Consider the following 19,793-nt stretch of genomic DNA (forward strand, 5'->3'; position numbering starts at 1 on the left):
AAGATGTTAGTACCTTTAAAGTGGTTAAGAGATTACGTTGATATAGATTTAGATACACAAGAATTCGCTGATATGATGACTATGACAGGATCAAAAGTTGAGAAAGTAGAGTTCTTTGGAAAAGAAACAAATGGAGTTGAAGTATGTAAAATACTTGAAATAGAACAACATCCAGATGCAGATAGATTAAAAGTAACAAAGGTTGAAGTAGCTGATGGACAAATACTTCAAATAGTAACTAATGCAACTAACATAAAAGTAGGAGACTATGTACCAGTTGCTAGAATAGGTGCAGTATTACCTGGAGATTTCAAAATAAAGAAAGGTAAGTTAAGAGGAGTATTATCAGAAGGAATGTTCTGTGGTGCAGAGGAATTAACTATACCTTCTCAATACGTTGAAGAACATAAAAAAGATGGGATATATATATTAGACCATGAAGAATCTTTCGAATTAGGAAAAGATGTTAGAGAAGTTTTAGGAATAAACGATGCATTAATAGAATTTGAAATAACTTCTAATAGACCAGATTGTAGATCTATAATAGGGCTTGCAAGAGAAGCTGCTGTTACTGTAGGAAAAGAATTAAAATTCCCAGAAATAAAAGTAAATGGTTCTGATGAAGAAATGCAATTTGAAATAGATATTCAAACAGATTTATGTAAGAGATATTGTGGAAAAGTTGTAAAAGACGTTAAAGTTGGGCCATCTCCATACTGGATGCAAAGAAGACTTATAGAAGCTGGAATGAGACCAATAAACAACATAGTAGATATAACTAACTATGTTATGTTAGAGCTAGGTCAACCACTTCATGCATTTGACTTAGAAGATATAAAATACAATAAAATGACAGTTAAATTAGCTGAGCAAGGTGAAAAGTTTACTACGCTAGATGGTGTTGAAAGAGAATTAACATCAGACATGTTAGTTATAGGAAATGAAGAAAAAACTTTAGACTTAGCAGGAATAATGGGTGGAGAAAATTCTGAAGTTAAAGATACAACTACATCAATATTCCTTGAAGGTGCAAGCTTTGCAAAAGAAAGTATAAGAGCTACATCTAAGAAATTAGGACTTAGAACAGAAGCTTCATCAAGATTTGAAAAAGGTATAGATGTTAATTTAGCAGAGACTGCTGTAAATAGAGCATGTCAATTAATAGAAGAATTAGGATGCGGTAGAGTTCTTAATGGAATGCTTGACTACTATCCAGTAAAAGAAGAAGTTCAAAAGATAACTGTTAACCCTATGAGAATAAACAAATTATTAGGTGTTAACGTACCTATGGACCAATTTATAAGCATATTAGAAAGATTAGAGTTTAAGTGTAACTTAGTATCTTCTGATAAATTAGAATTAGAAGTTCCAAGCTTTAGACTAGATATAGCTGAAGATGCAGATATATTAGAAGAAATAGCTAGAATATACGGATATGAAAATATACCAGCAGCTACTTTAGAAGGAAATGCTACAGCAGGTGTAAAAACTGACAAGCAAAAGTTCACAGATAAGATAGTATCTAGCTCAATAGCAGCAGGTTTAAATGAAATATTAACATATTCGTTTGTAAGCCCAAGAGGTGTTGATAGAATAAACTTATCATCTGAAGATTCTAGAAGAAACTTTGTAAAATTAATGAACCCATTAGGTGAGGAAACTTCAGTTATGAGAACTACACTAATACCTAATATGTTAGAAGTATTATCTACAAATGTAGCTCATAAAGTTGAGGAAGTATCAGCATTTGAATGTGGAAATACATTTACACCACAAGAAGGATTACCAGTAGAAACGAAGAAATATTGTATAGGAATGTATGGAAAAGATGTAGATTTCTTCTCTATAAAAGGTGTCGTAGAAAGTGTATTAAGTAATGTAGGATTCAAAGGATATGAAATAGAACCAGAAAAAACTAACCCAACATTCCATCCAGGAAGATGTGCTAAAGTTATGTTTAATGGAGAATGCATAGGTACATTTGGAGAATTACATCCAGACGTAATAGAAAATTACGACTTAGGACAAAGAGTTTATGTTTGTGAAATGAATGTAGAGTGTGTATTTGAAAATACATCAACAGAAAAAACTTACACTCCATTACCTAAGTATCCATCTACATCAAGAGATATAGCTTTATTAGTTAAGGATGAAGTATATGTTAAAGAAATAGAAGATATAATAAAAGCTAATGCAGGTGGATTAGTTGAAAGCTACAAGTTATTTGACGTATATAAAGGTGCTCAAATAGAAGAAGGATACAAGTCTATAGCATACTCTATAACATATAGAAGTATAGAGAAAACTTTAACTGATGAAGATGTGGCAAAGGTACACGATAAAATATTAAATGAGTTAAGTGAAAAATTAGGTGCAACACTAAGATCTAACTAATACAAGGGGGATATTAGTATGAACAAAGTTACCGTTAAGATACATGGTGCAGAGTATCCTATGGTTGGAGAAAAATCTGAAAAACATATGATAAGTGTAGCAGCATTTGTAGATACAGAGATGAATAAAATAGGTGAGGCTAACAAAAGACTAAGCTCATCTCAAGTAGCTATATTAGCAGCTATAAATATAACAGATGAATTGTTTGATTGTGCAGATACACTAGAAAAAGTAGAAAAAGAAAATGAAGAATTAAAGAAAAAAGTTGGAAATAGTGGGGAAGAATATAAGCTTGAAATAAAAGAGCTTGAATACCACTTAGAAAACAAAGATAAAGAAAATAAGAACCATATATCTAAGATAGAAGAACTTAATAAGTTAATAGAGGAACAAAAGAAAGAAATAGAGCAACTAAAAAATGGAACTGATTTATCTAAACAAGAAGTCGAAGATTTAAAAAATGAGATAAAAGAGCTTAAATCATCTGTTGAAATGGCAGAAGAAAAAGCTAATGTTGCAGAACAACTTTCTTCTAAATTCCAAAATGATGCATATAAGTTACAATTAGAAAAAATCGAAATAGAAAATGAATTAAAATATCTTAGAGCTGTGAAATAAGTTTACTTAAATTTAAAATTAAACCTTCAGGGGGACCTGAAGGTTTTAATTTTAAGACTTAAGGACATTATAAATATAGAAAAAATATTACGTATAGGAGGAGAAGTATGAAAGACATAGAATTATTAGCACCCGTTGGTTCCTTTGAAGCGTTAAAAGCAGCTGTTCAAAATGGTGCAAATGCAGTTTACCTAGGAGGAAAAGAATTTAGTGCTAGAGCATCAGCAAATAATTTTGATAGAGAAGAATTAAGAGAAGCAGTAAAATATGCTCACATAAGAGGAGTGCAAGTTTTTGTAACGGCTAATACATTAATAAAACAAAATGAAATAGAAGATTTTTTAAAGTATGCTAAATATCTATATGACATAGATGTAGATGCAGTAATACTTCAAGATGTTGGGATAGCTAGATTAATTAAAAAAGAGCTACCAGATTTTGAGTTACATGCAAGTACACAAATGGTAGCACACTCTCTAGAGGATGTTAGATATCTAGAAAATGCCGGATTTGATAGGGTAGTTTTAGCAAGAGAAGTTAAGGTAGATGAAATAAAAAATATATGTGATAACTGTAAGGTAGATATAGAAGTATTTGTTCATGGAGCACTATGTGTATGCTATTCTGGACAATGTCTAATGAGTTCTATGATAGGTAATAGATCAGGAAACAGAGGAAGATGTGCTCAACCATGTAGACAAAGATATGAACTTGTAGATGTTTATACTGGAGAAGTAGTAAATAGCAATGGTGATTATTTATTAAGTCCAAGAGATTTAAGTACAATAGAAGAAATAGATAAAATAATAGATGCAGGAGTTCATTCTCTTAAGATAGAAGGTCGTATGAAAAGACCTGAGTATGTAGCTACTGTTATAGAAAGTTATAGAAAAACTATAGATAAGTACTTGCAAACTAAAAAAGTGAATGTTTCAGATGAAACAATCAGTGATTTATACACTATATTTAATAGAAAATTTACTAAAGGGCTTATCTTAGGAGAAGTTGGCGCAGATGTAATGAATTCACAACTTCCAAATAATCAAGGATTATATGTAGGTAAGGTATTAGATTACAATAAAAAAGCTAAAAGACTAAAGATAAGACTTGAAAATACACTTAAAAAAGGCGATGGAATAAACCTTGGTGGTGGAACTATAGGAAGAATTATCAAAAATGGTGAGATAGATACTATAGGATATAAAGGTGAGATAATAGAATTAGATTTTATAGGTGAAGCTAAAAGAAATCAAATAGTATTTAAAACATCAGATAGTGAACTTATGGATAGAGTACAAGCTACATTTACTCAAGATAAAGAATTTGTTAAAAGCATAATAGATTCATATATAAGTGTTAAGTTAGACAAAAAACCAATACTTACATTAGCTGATAAAAAAGGAAATACTGCCACAATAGAAGGAGATAAAGTAGTTGAAAAAGCTATGAAAGTAGCTTTAAACGAGGAAAAAATAGAAACTCAACTTAGAAAATTAGGTAACACTCCTTATGAAATGGATAGCGTAAATATAGAATTAGATGATAATGTAAGTTTACCAATAAGTATACTAAATCAGATGAGAAGAGATTGTATAGAACTTTTAGATAAAGAAAGGGTTAAGATAAAAAATAGAGATTTTAAAAATAGAAGATTATCATATAATCCAATTAAATTTAACCGAGATACGATAAGTAATTTATCTGTTAAAGTTAAAAATTTAGAACAATTACAAAGTGCGCTTGAGTGTGGTATAGATAAAATATACTATGAAGACACCAAAACATTAGAAGAAGCTATAAAAACAGGATTAAAATATAATCTAAAAGTTATATATTCAGCACCTAGAATAATAAGAGACAAAGAATACAAGCAATTAGAAAAAACTAAAAATATAGGAGTAAATTCTATACAAGTAGGTATATGGGGAGCTATAGATTATTTTAAAGGTAAAGAACTAAATATAGATTACTACCTAAATGCATTCAATAGTGAAACTATAAACTACTTCAAAGAAATAGGTGCAACTAATCTTTGTATATCTCAAGAATTAAACATAAATGAAATAAGAGAAACAATAAAGTATACGGATATGAATATAGAATCTGTAGTTTATGGATATACTCCACTTATGATAACAGAATATTGTCCTATGGGAGTAGTAGTTCGTGATTGTAAGAAAGATAAAAGAGTTGCTAAATGTAGTCAAAGCACATATGCACTAAGAAACTCTAAAGGGGAAGAATTTAGATTATCACAAGATTTATTTTGTAGAACAACTATATATAATACAAATGTTACTTGCATGTTAGATAATTTATACGAACTAAATGAAATAGGTATAAATACATTTAGATTAGATTTTACATTAGAAGATGGTCAAACTGTTAAGAAGGTAATAGAGGCATATCAAGAAGTATTAAGTAACAATTATAAATTAGGAAGTAAAGCTACAAAGCTTTATAATGAATTAGATGCTAAAGGTGTAAGTGCAGGACATTATTACAAAGGCGTAGAATAAATTAAATATGTATAGTATGTATATTCATTATCAACAATATTAAATTCATATATTTAGACAAGTTATAATAGATTTAATCTTTATATAGGAGGTATTGGGAAATGAGAGAACAAGCAGTAGGATTGGTAAATAAATATTTACAATCTGAACATCTAATAAAGCACTCATATGCTGTAGAAGCTGTAATGAAAGCTTTAGGAAATAAACTAGAACCAGAAAAATCTGATGATTGGGCATTAGCAGGATTACTACATGATTTAGATTCAGATATGTTAGATTATAAAAATAATCAAGAAGAATCTAAATTGCATGGGATTAAAACTATTGAATTACTTAAAAATGAAGGTTTTGGAAATGATTACATATATCAGGCAATAAAAGCCCATAATGAAGATAATGGAACAAAAAGAATAAGTACAATTGATAAAGCTATATATGCGGCAGATCCAATAACTGGATTTATAACAGCCATAGCTTTAGTTTATCCGGATAAGAAATTATCTAGCGTAAAGGTAAAGTCTATAACTAAGCGTATGAAGGAACTTAAATTTGCAGCAGGTGCAAATAGAGATGCAATGAGAAGCATAGAAGAATTAGGCATTCCATTTGCTGAATTTGCACAACTATCACTAGAGGCAATGCAAGAAATAAGTGATGAACTAGGATTATAGAGATGTAATAGACATAAATTGACTATAATTAATAAATATGATAATATTATCAACAGTATAAAAGTTGAATAATGCTCTGGGTATTAGTATCCAGAGCATTTTTAAATATATATAATATAAAGTTTAGCATAAATTAAATTTAGCAAATTTGTATAACTTAGTTAATATAAAATACTTTTATCATGTATTCTAATATAGATTTGCATAAAATTTATTAATTTAACTTTTGTATATATAAAATAAACTTGAAAGTGAGACGGATATTATGAGCAGAAAAAAAGTCTTTAATGGTAAAAGATTAAAAATAGCTAGAATGTATAGAGGAAAAACTATAGATATGCTAGCTAAAGAAATAAATATAAATAAAAAAGATATAATTGCTTTTGAAGAGGAAAAGTACAAGCCAACGCCAGAAAACGAAATGAAATTAGCAAATGCTTTAAGATTTCCAAAAGAATATTTCTTCCAAATGGATAACATTAAAGTTGTAGTTGATAGTACTCATATAAAGCCAGAATCGAGAATACCTAGAGTAGAAGAAATTTCGTACAAAGAAAAGTTAGTAATGGCACATAAAATATTATCTTTTATAGAAGGGTATATACAATTCCCAGAAATGAATATACCAACTAACTTAAATAGAAACGATGATATTGAGACATTAGCAACAAAAGTAAGAAGACATTTTGAATTAGGTGATGGGCCTATAGGAAATGTGTTAAGTGTATTAGAGTATAATGGGATAATAGTAACAGATACTAATGTAAATACAAAAGGAGCACTAGCATTTACACAAAAACAAACAACTGATAAAAATACTAGATATATAGTGTCTTTAGGAAATGATAAAAAATCAGCGACTACAAGAAACTATGACTTAGCTTATGAGTTAGCATACATGGTTAGTGTTGAAGCTGGGATACAAGCTAAAAAATTCTCAAAAGATGAATTTGCGTGTGCATTTTTATTACCAGAAGAAACATTCTTACCAGATTTAAAAGACGTTAATGAGATAGAGGATTTTGTAGAATTAAAAGCAAAATGGATAGTTCCAATATGGGCTATGATATTAAGAGGATACCAGTTAGGTGTTATTAATTATAAAAAATATATGTACTTAATGAACCAAATGGATAAGCAAGGTTGGAGCAAGAAGGAACCATTAGATGCTAATATAAAAGCAACAAGCCCAGTTTTACTTAGAAAATCTGTGGATATGATACTTGAAAGTGGTATTATGAGTGGTGCTACTTTAGTGGATAACTTAGCAAGTTGTGGATTAAGTCTTTATCCTGATGAAATAGAGTCGTTATTAGGATTAAAAGAGGGAAAATTAGCACCTAAAGTTAAGAGAGATAATGTAACAAAGGTTAATTTTAAAAATAAAAAATAATACAAAAAGAGTAACAAAGCCTAAGTCATAATAAGCATTTGTTACTCTTTTAAATTGTAATAATTTATTAAAAAATATCTAATAGTATATAGTTAAGTAACTAAATAAAAGTTAAAGGTGCTTTACAGGTATTGCAATTTTAGTTATATAATCTTTTGAATTATAAGAAGTCAAACTATCTAATATACAATACTCAAATGATGGACCTATTATTTCATAATTATTTTTAATTATAGCATCTATTAAATTATCATATGTTTTTCCAATATCACAATATTCACCTTTGTGTAAGGCTACAGCATAAATACCTTTAGTTTTTTCAATAATATCTTTACTTTTAAAGTGTTTATAAAGAGGCAAGAAAACATAAGAAGCTGATGTATATTGCTTTGAAAATAAATTTTCGCGTGAAATAATAGTACCCAATTGATAGTTGTAAGGATACTTTTTTTCATTGGCATTTCTAAGCAATTTCTTAAAAGCTATATCTGTTTGTAAAAGCTGAAAAGGAAAATCAACTTTTTGAATAACAAGGTATTCCAAGTCCATTTCACTAAATAAGATTTCATTTTCTTGAAGATCTAAATTTTCTATTGTATCTATTTTATTTTCTAGCCTTTTTATAGTTTTTTGTATATTTTTCAATTGTTGATTTAATTTAAGTTTTTGATTTTTTAAAAGCGTTAAAGCTTTACTATCATCTCTTTTGATTAAAAAATTTTTTATATCTTTTATAGAGATTCCAATTTCTCTTAAAATCAATATACTATCTAGTACTTCTAATTGGTCAGAAGTATAGTATCTATACCCATTGTTTTTATCTACTATATTAGGCTTGAATAAATCAATATTATCATAATAAATCAATGTTTGCTTACTTATATCATGTAGTTTAGCGAGCTCTCCAACTGTAAACTTCATATTCATAATATCACCCCAAATATTTATATTTTAATTGGAATTTTTATATTGACAATATAGTTACTATATCCTTCACAATTATTAATGTCAAGAAATATAAATAGTAAAAAAGAAAGGAAATTAAATGGAAGCTGTATTTTCAAAGAAGCAAAGTTATAAAGAATTTTTAAGGTATTTATTGCCTTCAATTACAACAATGATATTTTTATCATTTTATACAACTATAGATGGATTTTTTGTATCTAGATTTGTAAATTCAGATGCATTAGCATCAATAAATATTGTTATACCAGTAACATGTATTGTATTTGGTATAGCAGTAATGTTAGCAACAGGTTCAGGAGCCTTAGTTGGTATAAAAATGGGGGAGAAAGATGAAGAAGGAGCAAATCAATTATTTTCCTTTATAACATTAGTATTATTAGTTATAGGAATAGTATTTACTATATTAAGTACGATATTTCTAGAACCAATTTTAATGTTTTTAGGGACAACAGAAAGATTACTACCTTATGCAAAAACTTATGGATTAATAACTGTATTAATGACTATCCCTATGATGTTTAAGTTATATTTTGAGTATTACGCTCGAGTAGATGGTAGTCCAAAAGTAGCGCTTATTATGTCTGGCCTAGGTTTAATTCTTAATATAGTTTTTGATTTTTTATTTATAGTTATATTTGATATGGGAATATTAGGGGCTGGCCTAGGAACATACATATCAATAACTATATCAGGAATAATAGGATTAATATACTTTGTTGGAAATAAATCTAATTTAAAATTTATAAAACCTAAGGCTAATTTCAGAGCTTTATTTAATTCTTGTTATAATGGAAGCTCTGAGATGTTTACAGAATTGTCAACAGGTATAACTACATTTTTATTTAATAAAAGTATATTAGTGTTTAGTGGAGAAAATGGTATAGCAGCAATGTCTATTATAATCTATATGTATTATTTCTTTATAGCGGTGTATTTTGGAATCGCAGTTGGAATATCTCCAATGATTAGTTATAATTTTGGTGCTAAAAATAAAGAAAAAGTAAAAGAAAGTATAAAACATAGCTTTGTAACTATTGGATGGAGTTCGATTGTTATATTTATAATATCAATGTTTTTAGGAAAAGATATAATAGGATTATTTACAAAAGATATAGAAGTATACAATATAGCAGCTGAGGGTATAAAGCTATTTTCATATGGATTTTTATTAATTGGAATTAATATATTTATGTCTGGTTACTTTACTGCTATAGGAAATGGTCATATATCTGCAATAATATCAGTATTTAGGTCGCTTATATTTGTTGTAGCAACAATAGTTATATTACCTAAAGTTATAGGAGTAAGTGGTATATGGTTAGCTATACCGATAGCAGAACTTTTAACCGTATTTTTCTCTATTACATTTTACAAGAAAAATGGAGCTGACATTTTATAGTTATAAAGTGTCAATTATATTGGTTTAAATAATTTAACTAATTAAAAAAAGATAGTAATTAATTACTATCTTTTTTTAAATAAAATATCCTAAAATGATAGCATAGGGTTAGAATATTTATTTAACAAATATTTAACACAAAAAATATATACAAAGTATAGAATTTTATGTTATTTTAAACTTAAGGATAAGAAATCGAACCTAACATAAAAAAAATAAATTAAACATAAAATGATTATATAATAACAATAAGATAAAAAAATAAAGTTTTTAAATATAATTTCAGTATTATTTAAAATCCTGCCTATAAAAATTTTAAAACCTTAAATTTAAATTCACCAAACTTAATTAATTATAATAAAGGAGGTAATAATTATTTGATAAACTTAATGATTATGTGTTCATTAGTTCTATTAATATGTATAACATCAAGTAAAATTTTATATAAATTTGGAGTTCCAATTCTTCTAATTTTTATAGGATTAGGAATGTTGGCTGGCTCTGATGGCATTGTTGGAATATATTTTGATAACTATGAATTAACAAGACAGATATGTTCTATGGGATTAGTTTTTATAATGTTCTATGGAGGATTTGGTACTAGTTGGGATATGGCAAAACCAGTTGCTATTCCATCAATACTTCTATCAACAGTAGGAGTTGCTATAACTGCTGGTTTAACAGGAATATTTTGCTTTAAGGTATTTGATACCTCATTATTAGAAGGATTACTTATAGGATCGATAGTTGCATCTACAGATGCTGCATCAGTTTTTGCAATATTACGTTCTCAAAGGTTAAACTTAAAAGGATCTATTGCTTCAATATTAGAGATTGAAAGTGGAAGTAATGACCCTTTAGCATATATGTTGACTATAATTATTTTAGGATTAATGGCAGATAAAGGATATGACACCATAATACCAATGCTTTTAAATCAAGTTGTAGTTGGAATTTTATCGGCTGTTTTATTAGGTAAGCTTACAATTTATTTATTAAGAAATACCAAGTTTGAAATAGACGGATTTTATCCTATATTTGTTATGGGAATAGCAGTATTATCTTATGCTTTAAGTGAGCATTTTGGTGGAAATGGATACCTATCTGTATATATGACTGGTATTATGATAGGCAATAGTAAGATACCACATAAAAAAAGTATGTTCCAATTCTTTGATGGAATTTCATGGATTATGCAAATAATGTTATTTTTCATATTAGGACTGCTATCATTCCCATCGCAAATACCTTCTGTAATGATAAAAGGTATTTCCATATCTATATTCATGATTTGTATAGCAAGACCAATAGCAATTTTCAGTATACTAAGTTGGTTTAAAATTCCTTTAAAACAACAAGCTTTTGTATCTTGGGTAGGTCTTAGAGGTGCTGCTTCAATAGTTTTTGCAATATATGCAGTAACTTATGGAGTTCCTATTGAAAGTGATATTTTCCATATAGTATTTTTTGTTGCTTTGTTCTCTGTTGCGATACAAGGCACACTTTTACCTACAGTAGCTAAAAAGCTCGACTTAATTGATGATGAGTCTCCAGTATTAAAGACATTCAATGATTACAGGGAAGAGATAGGTACAAATTTATTAGAAATAACGGTTCAAAATAATAGTGGTATTGCAAATAAAGCTATAATGGATTCAAATATACCAGAGGATATTCTTATCGTAATGATAAAGCGTAACGAAGAAGTATTGATTCCAAATGGATCTACTCAAATTCTTCCTAAGGATGTATTGGTTATAGCTGGAAATGATTTTGAGGTATTGAATGACTTATTAGATAACAGCAATTCAAATTTATGTATATAAGTAAATTTGTTCTACAGGATATATTTAAATATCGTTCGAAAAATAGTTTTTTGTTAATATAGGGAAAGAATTTTAGAATTATATTTAAATTCTTTATTAAATAATAAATAACTTGATAGGGGTATATGCCCCTATTTTTTTGCTCGTAATAAATTTTTATTAATAGAAAAAATTTAAACTGTAATATAGGTAAAATTTGATGTATCTTATGCATATTGATTGATACTTTACTGTAATAGGCATTATAATAAAATTAAATAAATTACAAAAAAGGGAAATTAGGATGTTAAATATAGCTATATGTGATGATGAAATTAATGTACTAAATAAGACGAAAGACATAATAGAAAGCTATGAAAAACAAAACTTATCAATAGCTACATTTTCAAGTGGGGAAGATTTAATAGCCAGTAATTTTAGTTTTGATATTATATTTTTAGATATTGATATGGGAGGGATTAATGGAATAGACACTGCCAAATTAATAAGGAAAAAAGATAAAAAAGTTAAAATAATATATGTAACTAATTATACTGATTATACATCATCAGCATTTAGTGTACATGCATTTGGATATATATTAAAACCAGTAAATGAAAATCAAATATATCATCAGTTAGACGAAGCTCTTTCATACATGAATGAAGAAATAAGTGAAGTATTAGAGTTTAATACAATAGAAGGGGTAGTTAGAGTTGATTTAAAGGATATTTATTATTTTGAGTATAAACTGAGAAAAGTAATAATGAAAACAAATCAAGATACATATACCATAAAGCAGAAGATATCAGATATAGGAAAAAATATGGAAGAGTATAATTTTGTAATGCCACATAAAAGTTTTTCTGTAAATTTATACAATGTCAAATCTGTAAAAGGATATGATATTTATATGATGGATGGAAGTGTAATACCTTTATCACAAAAAAAATCTACTCAATTTAGAAATAGCTTAAATATTTATCTGAGCAATAAGATAGAGAGAAATAGAAGGGGGTAGATTATCATAGAAAGCTTTATGAATATATTTGCATTTATCGTGCTACCTATTTTGGGGAATTTCTTTTTTACATATATATGTTTTTATTTTATGAGCAAAATAGAAAGAAATATATATACAAAAAAAATATATTATGCTATGGGATATTTAGTGTTTTCTATTATACTAACATGTATTTCATTACTAGGAAATGGATTATTAAATTTTTTAGTTATGGGAATAGGTTTAATTATTTTAGGCCATTTCCTGTATAATAATTCTAGATTATATAAAATATATTACCTTTTATTTACAATATGTTTATTCTTATGTGATATATTATCTTCACAATTAGTAGGGATAGTAATATTAAATTTTGACATTTATATTAAAGATATATTTTACTATCAGATATTACTAGTTGTTTTAATAAGGTTATTAGAATTTATTTATGTCAAATTAGCAGTAGTATTTATAAATAAAAGAAAGATTACTACACTGAAGTTTAAACAAATTATTAACTTTATGATTATACCTTTATTTAGTATGGTTTATATATTTACATTGTTTAATTATGTTCAAATATATTCATCAAGTGAAGACTTAAAGCTATTCATATTAAATGTAGTACTAATATTTGCTATAAATATATACGTAACTTATATATTTGATAATATATCTAAGAATAATGTACTACAAAATGAAATTAACCTGTACCACCAACAATCAGAGCTACAGTATAAGTATTATGATAATTTAGAAAAAAAGTATATGGAATCAAGAAAACTTGCTCATGATATAAGAAACCACCTAAGTACAATAGAAGAGCTTTATAAAGTCAATGATACTAAAACAGCTAAGGAATATACAAATGATATACATAATATGTTAAATGAACTCAACCAAAAATATTTCACAAGTAATAGGGTACTAAATATAATATTAAATGATAAGTTCAATGATATGAAAAAATATAATATAGATATAAATTACAGGATAGGAGATGTAAATTTAGAATTTATAAGAGATATAGATATAACAACAATATTTGCAAATTTACTAGATAATTCAATTGAAGCTACGTCAGAGATAAAGGGCGACAAATATATAAAGCTAGACATAGACAAGTTTAATGAATTGATAGTAATAAATATAATAAATCCTATAATAAATAAGCCTATATATAAAAGTGGAAAGTTTAATTCCACAAAAGAAAATCATAATGGTCTAGGTATAGAAAATATCAATAAGTCATTAAAAAAGTATGATGGAACAATGGTAGTAGATTATACGGAAGATGAGTTTAAAGTAAATATTGTAATACCAATATAAAAAATGGGGGAAAGTATTATGAAAAAAATAAAAATGTTATTCTTAGTATTTTTAATGGGAGTTGTATTAGGGGGATGTACTACTTCAAAGTTAAGTGATGTTTATGATGAAGAAGTTTTAAAAAAAGATGCTCAAGGAATAGTTAATATGCTTTGTGATGAAGAATATGATAAAGTTGTAGATAAAATGAGCGAAAATTTGAAAGATAAAATAAGTGCAGAGCGATTAAAAGAATCATTACAACCTATAATAGATAAGTTAGGAAACTTAAAGTCAATTAGTAAAGAAGGAGTAATTGGAAATGAAGATTTAGCTACAGTAGTAGAAGTTGTTGAATTTGATAATGGCAAAGCTCAGTTTACTATTACTTATAATGAAGATATGAAGCTAGAGGGGTTATATATGAAGTAATGTAGATAAAAGATATGTAAGTCAATTTTAATATATTGATTTATATATCTTTATTTGTATAGGGGATGATATTATGATTTCTAATAAATATGAAAAGATAGTCTTTGGGATAATGATAGCGATGGCTATGGGTTTAATTATATTTCTAAATATGGACCATAGTCCTCATAAAATGAATTTTGAAGAAGATAAAATAAGAGTAAAAGTAGATAGTATATATATAAAGGATATTAAAAAAGTAGAGTTATTGGAAGAGGTATCGATAGGAAATAAAATAAAAGGCACTAATACAGCAACTTATCTAAGGGGAACATTTCAGATAGATAGTGATGAAAAGGGCAAGGTTTATATATATAATAATAGCAAACCATATATTAAAATCACTACAAATGATAAAATCTTAGTATACAATGATAAAAATAGCAATAAAACTATAAAAACATATAATCAATTAGTAAATAAATACAACTTAGGAAGTAGTGCAAGTGAGGTTAAATATAACAATCTCAAGTCTAGCCAAATAAGCTATACTCGAAAAGATGATATAGTAATAGCTATATCAATGATGCCTTCAGTTTTAGTTTTTATAGGAATAGGGATATATTCATTTAAAAGAAAAACTCCTATGCACTTCTGGGCAGGGACTACAGTTAAATCAGAAGAAATAAGTGATATAAAGGCATACAATAAAGCTAATGGAATTATGTGGATTGCATATGGATTATCATTTTTATTGATACCATTGCTTGGTTCTATGGTAGGAGGTATAGTTATTGCTATATTATCTCCATTTATGATAATAGGAATGGTACTTTGTTATAGATGTATTTATAATAAATATAAGGTTAAATAGGGAGTAAATAAAAGATGATGAATTGAAATAAAAGGGGAAAATCATGGGATATATAAAATCATACACTAATTTAAGTAATACAGAAAAGAAGGACGTTTATAAATTTATACAAATAAAAGATAATTCAGTTGATTCATTAGAAGAATTGGATGACAAATTTAATACAAAAATATATGAATATGGTGAAGGTGTATTATTTTATTTTGAGGGATATAAAGTAGTTGCAAGTATATGCGTAGTTTTAGAAGTCGCAAAAATATTAAAAAGTGCATATATTCACCAAATAAAATGTATTGAGGGTATAAAAGATAAAGTTGAAATAATAAGAAAACTAGTAGAAGAATCTGTGAGCATATCTAGATTAAAGGGAGCAACAGATATAAGATTAGGAATAAATAAACAAGAAATATCTGATGAGGAGCTAAATACACTAAACTTCAAAATAGAATACAATTCTTTTGAGATGGTATTAAAGAATAGGTGTAAGAAGAATGAATTACTTAAACTAAAAATCTTAAATGAAGAGAATAAGCTAAGATATGTAGATATTTACAATGATTCATTTAGTGACATGCCACATGGAACAGTAATAAATATTGATACTGTAAATAAAAATATGGAAAATAGTAATGAAGATACTAATAGCTATTTTATAGTATTAGATGAAGAGAATAATGAAATTGGATTTATGGAAGTTACTATTGAAAATGATAGGGGGATATTTGATATTGGACTATGTAAAAAATACAGAGGCAAGGGATATGGAAAGAGAATACTAGAAACAGCAATACAGCTTTTAGTAGAGAAGCAAGTTAAAGAAATTGCTCTTATAGTCATAGAACAAAATAAAATAGCCTATGAAATGTACATAAAAAGAGGATTTGAAGTAAGCCAGATAATGGGTGGATGGGCTATATTGTAATTAATTTTTTTAATAAATTTATAAAATCTTTATAAAGCAGAGTTTTGTTAATGTAAAACTCTGCTTTAATTTCGTATAAAATAGTAAAAAATTTTAAACTAAGTTGATAGGATTTTTATATAGATTACGTATTAGTTAGTATAAAAGCTTTTATAAAAGAGAGTAAGGAGGAATTATTTTGCAAGATGAATTGATTATTAAGTATATAAAGAAAAGGAAAGAAGAAGGAATGGAGATGTTAATAGATAATTATAGGGGACTAATAACATCAGTAATTAGAAGACACTTGGGTGTACTTATAAACTATGAAGAGGAATGTGTAAGTGATGTACTTTTATCCATATGGGATAATATAAAAAGTTTTGATAAAAGCAAGAATGATTTTAAAAACTGGGTATGTGCAATATCAAAATACAAAGCAATAGATTATAAAAGAAAGTATATATCAAAAATTGAAACTACTGATATAAGTAAAGAATTATATTACATAGATACTGATTTAATGAAAGCTGAAATTGAAGAAGAAGTAAAAGAAATACTAAGCCATTTAAATGATAAAGATAAAGAGCTTTTTATAAAACACTATTTAGAAGGTGAAAGTTTGGAGAGCATAGCAGTAAGAAGTAACACAAAGGTATCTAATTTATATAATCGATTGTCAAGAGGACGAAAAAGGATTAGGGAGAGTATATCTAAATAGGGAGGTTAAGTATGAAGGATAAGTTTGAAATATTAAATGATGTAAAAATGAATATAGATGATTATGAAGAAATAAAGTTTGATAGTAATGATGAACTTAAAAATAAAATGAAAATGAAGATCAGAAATAGAAATAAGAATAAAAGATTTAAAAAAGGGATAGTAGCAGCTTCATTATTAGCAATTTTAAGTAGTGGCATTATTCTAGATAATAATATATGGGCAGACATAGAAAGATTTTGGTACTCATTAGGTGATATTGTAAATATGAAAAAAGAAGAACTTGAAGATTATAAGTATGATATAAATAAGGTTGCAATAGATAAAAATGTAAAGATTTTGCTTAAAGATGTAATTTTAAATAATGGAAGCTTGATACTAAACTTAAATGTTGATTATAGTCAATTTAATCCATTTAAAGATTTCACAAAGAAGCAACAAAAAGAGTGGTCAGTTGATAAATGGGGAAAAGAGGAAACACTATTAACCGTAGGAGAAACAAACAATATATATATAGATGGAGTTAAGTACGAAGGGCAATTTTGGACAATAGGAGATCATTATCAAATAAAAGAAAAATCAGTAGATGTTGTTATGGAACAAGGAATAGATATGACTATTAAAGAAGGTAATGACATTAATTCCAAACGAGCTAAAAAAGATGAATTTCCTTATGTTATAAACAAAGATAAAATATATAATTTCAAAATTCAAATTAAAAAACTTCATCTTGAACAAGATTGGGAATCTCAATATAAATCTTATGATGAGGTTGAAAAAGCTGGAGGTCCACATTCTGGAGTTATAAGAGGAAACTGGGAGTTTGATATAGACATAAAAGGAGAGGACTTAATAGACAAATCTAAGTTATATTCAATAGATGAAGTCATAGAATTTCCACTAAATAATAAAGTAGCTAGTATAGAGTTTAGTGAAGTAACAGTTTCGCCTCTATCTGTAGAAATAAAGTATAAGTTTTCAGGAATAAATAATGTTGATTTTGATCGTATAAGATTAAAAATAAAAGATGAAAATAATAAGGAAATAAGTCCAGATGGGATGACTGTAAATAATGGTACACATGAAGTAGTTGAGAGGTATAAAAATACATCTAATAACTATAATAAATTAAAAATCGTACCAACTATTGTAGATGAAGAATACAATGTCAAGGAAGTTCTTGAAGATAAAGCTATAAAGGTAAAATTAGATTAAACATAAAATAAGTAGGGTAAATTCCCTACTTATTTTATGTTTAACAAGAAACTAATCTTAGTTATGTTCATTCATTGATTTTAATATAGCAACTAAGTACTCCCAAGTACGAGTAGTTGAAGATATACTTAAATGCTCATTTGGTGTATGAACTTCAAACATGTTAGGTCCAAGAGATATAGCTTGTGCATGAGGCATTTTACCTAATAATAATCCACACTCAAGACCAGCATGTATAGCTTGGATAACAGGTTTTTTACCATTTAATTTTTCATACGTATGAACACATATATCTTCTAATTTAGAACCTTTAGCATATTCCCATGCTGGGTAATCACTTTCTAAAGTAAATTCTCCACCTAAAGTTTGAGATAATAAGTTCATTTTATTAGTTATATTTTCTTTTAAAGAAGTAACAGAACTTCTAACAGCGCATTCAAAAGTTACTTCATTTTCAAGAGTTCTAACAACACCTAAGTTAGTAGAACTTTCAACAAGTCCTTCTATATCCATACTCATAGTTTGGATTCCATTAGGTATTAAGTTTAAAGTTCTTATTACATTATTTTTACAATTATCAGTAAGAACCTTTTCAACAGTAGTTTCACTACATTCTATAACTATATCAGGATCAGAAGTAGAAAATTCATGTCTGAAAGTGTTTTCCATTTCTTTTATACATGCCATAGTTTTTTCTACATCATTCTTATCAACTACTATAACAGCTTCACACTCACGAGGTATAGCATTATTTTTAGAACCACCCTCAACTTTTGCTAAGTCAAAGTCAACACATAATGAGTTTAAAAGTCTTCCCATTAATATATTAGAGTTAGCTCTTTGTTTTATTATATCCATTCCTGAGTGTCCACCAAGAAGTCCTTTTATATCAACTAGTAAAGCTTGTTTGTTAGCATCTACATTAGTAAACTCAGCATTTAATTTAGAGTGAGCAGTAACCCCACCAGCACAACTTACAAGTAAGAAACCTTCTTCTTCTGAATCAAGGTTTATTATGTATTGTCCTTTAAGATTAGAACCGTCAAGAGCCATAGCTCCACTCATTCCAGCCTCTTCATCTGAAGTTATTAAAACTTCTATTTGAGGATGTGCTAAATCATTAGATGCAAGTACAGCCATACCCATAGCAACAGCTATACCGTTATCAGCACCAAGAGTAGTTCCTGTAGCATATATCATGTCATCTTCTATTCTTAATTTTATTGGGTCTTTAGTAAAGTCATGTTCTGTGTTTTTATTTTTTTCACAAACCATATCCATATGACCTTGAAGTATAACACCTGGACAGTTTTCATATCCTTTTGTAGCAGGTTTTCTTATTATGATATTTAACGCATCATCTTGGATAGTTTCTAAGCCTAAGTCTTCACCAAATTTTTTTAGATAATCACTTATAGCTTTTTCATTTCCAGAACCACGAGGTATTTGAGATATCTCTTCAAAATAATTAAAAACAAGCTCTGGTTTTAAACCTTTTAATACGTTTTCCATAAGTATTCACTCCTTTTAGATGAAATTAAATATTTAAGTATATGCTAAGTAAAAAGCATGAAACTTAAATAATTATAATTATAT

General features: G+C 27.4%; 16 protein-coding genes. 14 read left to right on the top strand and 2 right to left on the bottom strand.

Annotation, left to right across the window (positions count from 1 at the left end):
- The first annotated feature begins 3 nt into the window (after positions 1-3).
- The 5 genes from pheT (at position 4) to I4U89_RS11685 (ending at position 7,595) form a co-directional block, all read left to right on the top strand.
- Entirely contained in the window at positions 4-2,394 is a 2,391-nt protein-coding gene (gene pheT, locus I4U89_RS11665) for a phenylalanine--tRNA ligase subunit beta (protein WP_195940542.1), read from the top strand.
- Positions 2,395-2,412: 18 nt separating this feature from the next.
- Positions 2,413-3,012, top strand: coding sequence for a cell division protein ZapA (gene zapA / locus I4U89_RS11670; protein WP_195940543.1), 600 nt, complete (start codon positions 2,413-2,415; stop codon positions 3,010-3,012).
- A 107-nt stretch (positions 3,013-3,119) separates the two neighbouring features.
- A complete protein-coding gene (locus I4U89_RS11675) occupies positions 3,120-5,531 on the top strand; it encodes a DUF3656 domain-containing U32 family peptidase (RefSeq protein WP_195940544.1) in 2,412 nt (803 codons plus the stop codon).
- A gap of 101 nt (positions 5,532-5,632) precedes the next feature.
- Positions 5,633-6,202 carry an HD domain-containing protein gene (locus I4U89_RS11680; protein WP_195940545.1) on the top strand — a complete coding sequence of 190 codons (570 nt, stop codon included), beginning with the start codon at positions 5,633-5,635 and terminating at the stop codon, positions 6,200-6,202.
- Positions 6,203-6,467: 265 nt separating this feature from the next.
- On the top strand, positions 6,468-7,595 hold the full coding sequence (locus I4U89_RS11685) for an XRE family transcriptional regulator (RefSeq protein WP_195238320.1): 1,128 nt from the start codon (positions 6,468-6,470) through the stop codon (positions 7,593-7,595).
- Positions 7,596-7,706: 111 nt separating this feature from the next.
- Here I4U89_RS11685 and I4U89_RS11690 read toward each other — a convergent pair whose 3' ends face one another.
- On the bottom strand, positions 7,707-8,522 hold the full coding sequence (locus I4U89_RS11690) for a MerR family transcriptional regulator (RefSeq protein ID WP_195940546.1): 816 nt from the start codon (positions 8,520-8,522) through the stop codon (positions 7,707-7,709).
- Between the two features lie 118 nt (positions 8,523-8,640).
- Between I4U89_RS11690 and I4U89_RS11695 the strand changes: the two genes are divergently transcribed.
- The 9 genes from I4U89_RS11695 (at position 8,641) to I4U89_RS11735 (ending at position 18,197) form a co-directional block, all read left to right on the top strand.
- Positions 8,641-9,960 (top strand): MATE family efflux transporter, encoded by a 1,320-nt coding sequence (locus I4U89_RS11695; protein ID WP_195940547.1) that lies wholly within the window; start codon positions 8,641-8,643, stop codon positions 9,958-9,960.
- A 377-nt stretch (positions 9,961-10,337) separates the two neighbouring features.
- Entirely contained in the window at positions 10,338-11,786 is a 1,449-nt protein-coding gene (locus I4U89_RS11700) for a potassium/proton antiporter (protein ID WP_195940548.1), read from the top strand.
- 283 nt (positions 11,787-12,069) lie between these two features.
- Positions 12,070-12,786: a LytR/AlgR family response regulator transcription factor gene (locus I4U89_RS11705; protein WP_195940549.1), complete on the top strand. Its 717-nt coding sequence runs from the start codon at positions 12,070-12,072 to the stop codon at positions 12,784-12,786.
- Between the two features lie 150 nt (positions 12,787-12,936).
- A complete protein-coding gene (locus tag I4U89_RS15950; protein ID WP_195940550.1) occupies positions 12,937-14,097 on the top strand; it encodes a sensor histidine kinase in 1,161 nt (386 codons plus the stop codon).
- A gap of 18 nt (positions 14,098-14,115) precedes the next feature.
- Positions 14,116-14,508 (top strand): DUF3887 domain-containing protein, encoded by a 393-nt coding sequence (locus tag I4U89_RS11715; protein ID WP_195940551.1) that lies wholly within the window; start codon positions 14,116-14,118, stop codon positions 14,506-14,508.
- Between the two features lie 73 nt (positions 14,509-14,581).
- A complete protein-coding gene (locus tag I4U89_RS15575) occupies positions 14,582-15,361 on the top strand; it encodes a hypothetical protein (RefSeq protein WP_207744178.1) in 780 nt (259 codons plus the stop codon).
- A gap of 43 nt (positions 15,362-15,404) precedes the next feature.
- Positions 15,405-16,283, top strand: a complete 879-nt coding sequence (locus tag I4U89_RS11725) for a GNAT family N-acetyltransferase (RefSeq protein WP_195940552.1) — start codon at positions 15,405-15,407, stop codon at positions 16,281-16,283.
- Positions 16,284-16,461: 178 nt separating this feature from the next.
- Positions 16,462-16,983: a sigma-70 family RNA polymerase sigma factor gene (locus tag I4U89_RS11730; RefSeq protein WP_195940553.1), complete on the top strand. Its 522-nt coding sequence runs from the start codon at positions 16,462-16,464 to the stop codon at positions 16,981-16,983.
- 11 nt (positions 16,984-16,994) lie between these two features.
- A complete protein-coding gene (locus tag I4U89_RS11735) occupies positions 16,995-18,197 on the top strand; it encodes a DUF4179 domain-containing protein (protein ID WP_195940554.1) in 1,203 nt (400 codons plus the stop codon).
- Between the two features lie 57 nt (positions 18,198-18,254).
- Here I4U89_RS11735 and I4U89_RS11740 read toward each other — a convergent pair whose 3' ends face one another.
- Positions 18,255-19,709 carry an aminoacyl-histidine dipeptidase gene (locus I4U89_RS11740; RefSeq protein WP_195940555.1) on the bottom strand — a complete coding sequence of 485 codons (1,455 nt, stop codon included), beginning with the start codon at positions 19,707-19,709 and terminating at the stop codon, positions 18,255-18,257.
- Positions 19,710-19,793: the final 84 nt, after the last annotated feature.

The sequence above is a fragment of the Romboutsia sp. 1001713B170131_170501_G6 genome (genome assembly GCF_015668195.1).
Classification (GTDB): Bacteria; Bacillota; Clostridia; order Peptostreptococcales; family Peptostreptococcaceae; genus Romboutsia_C.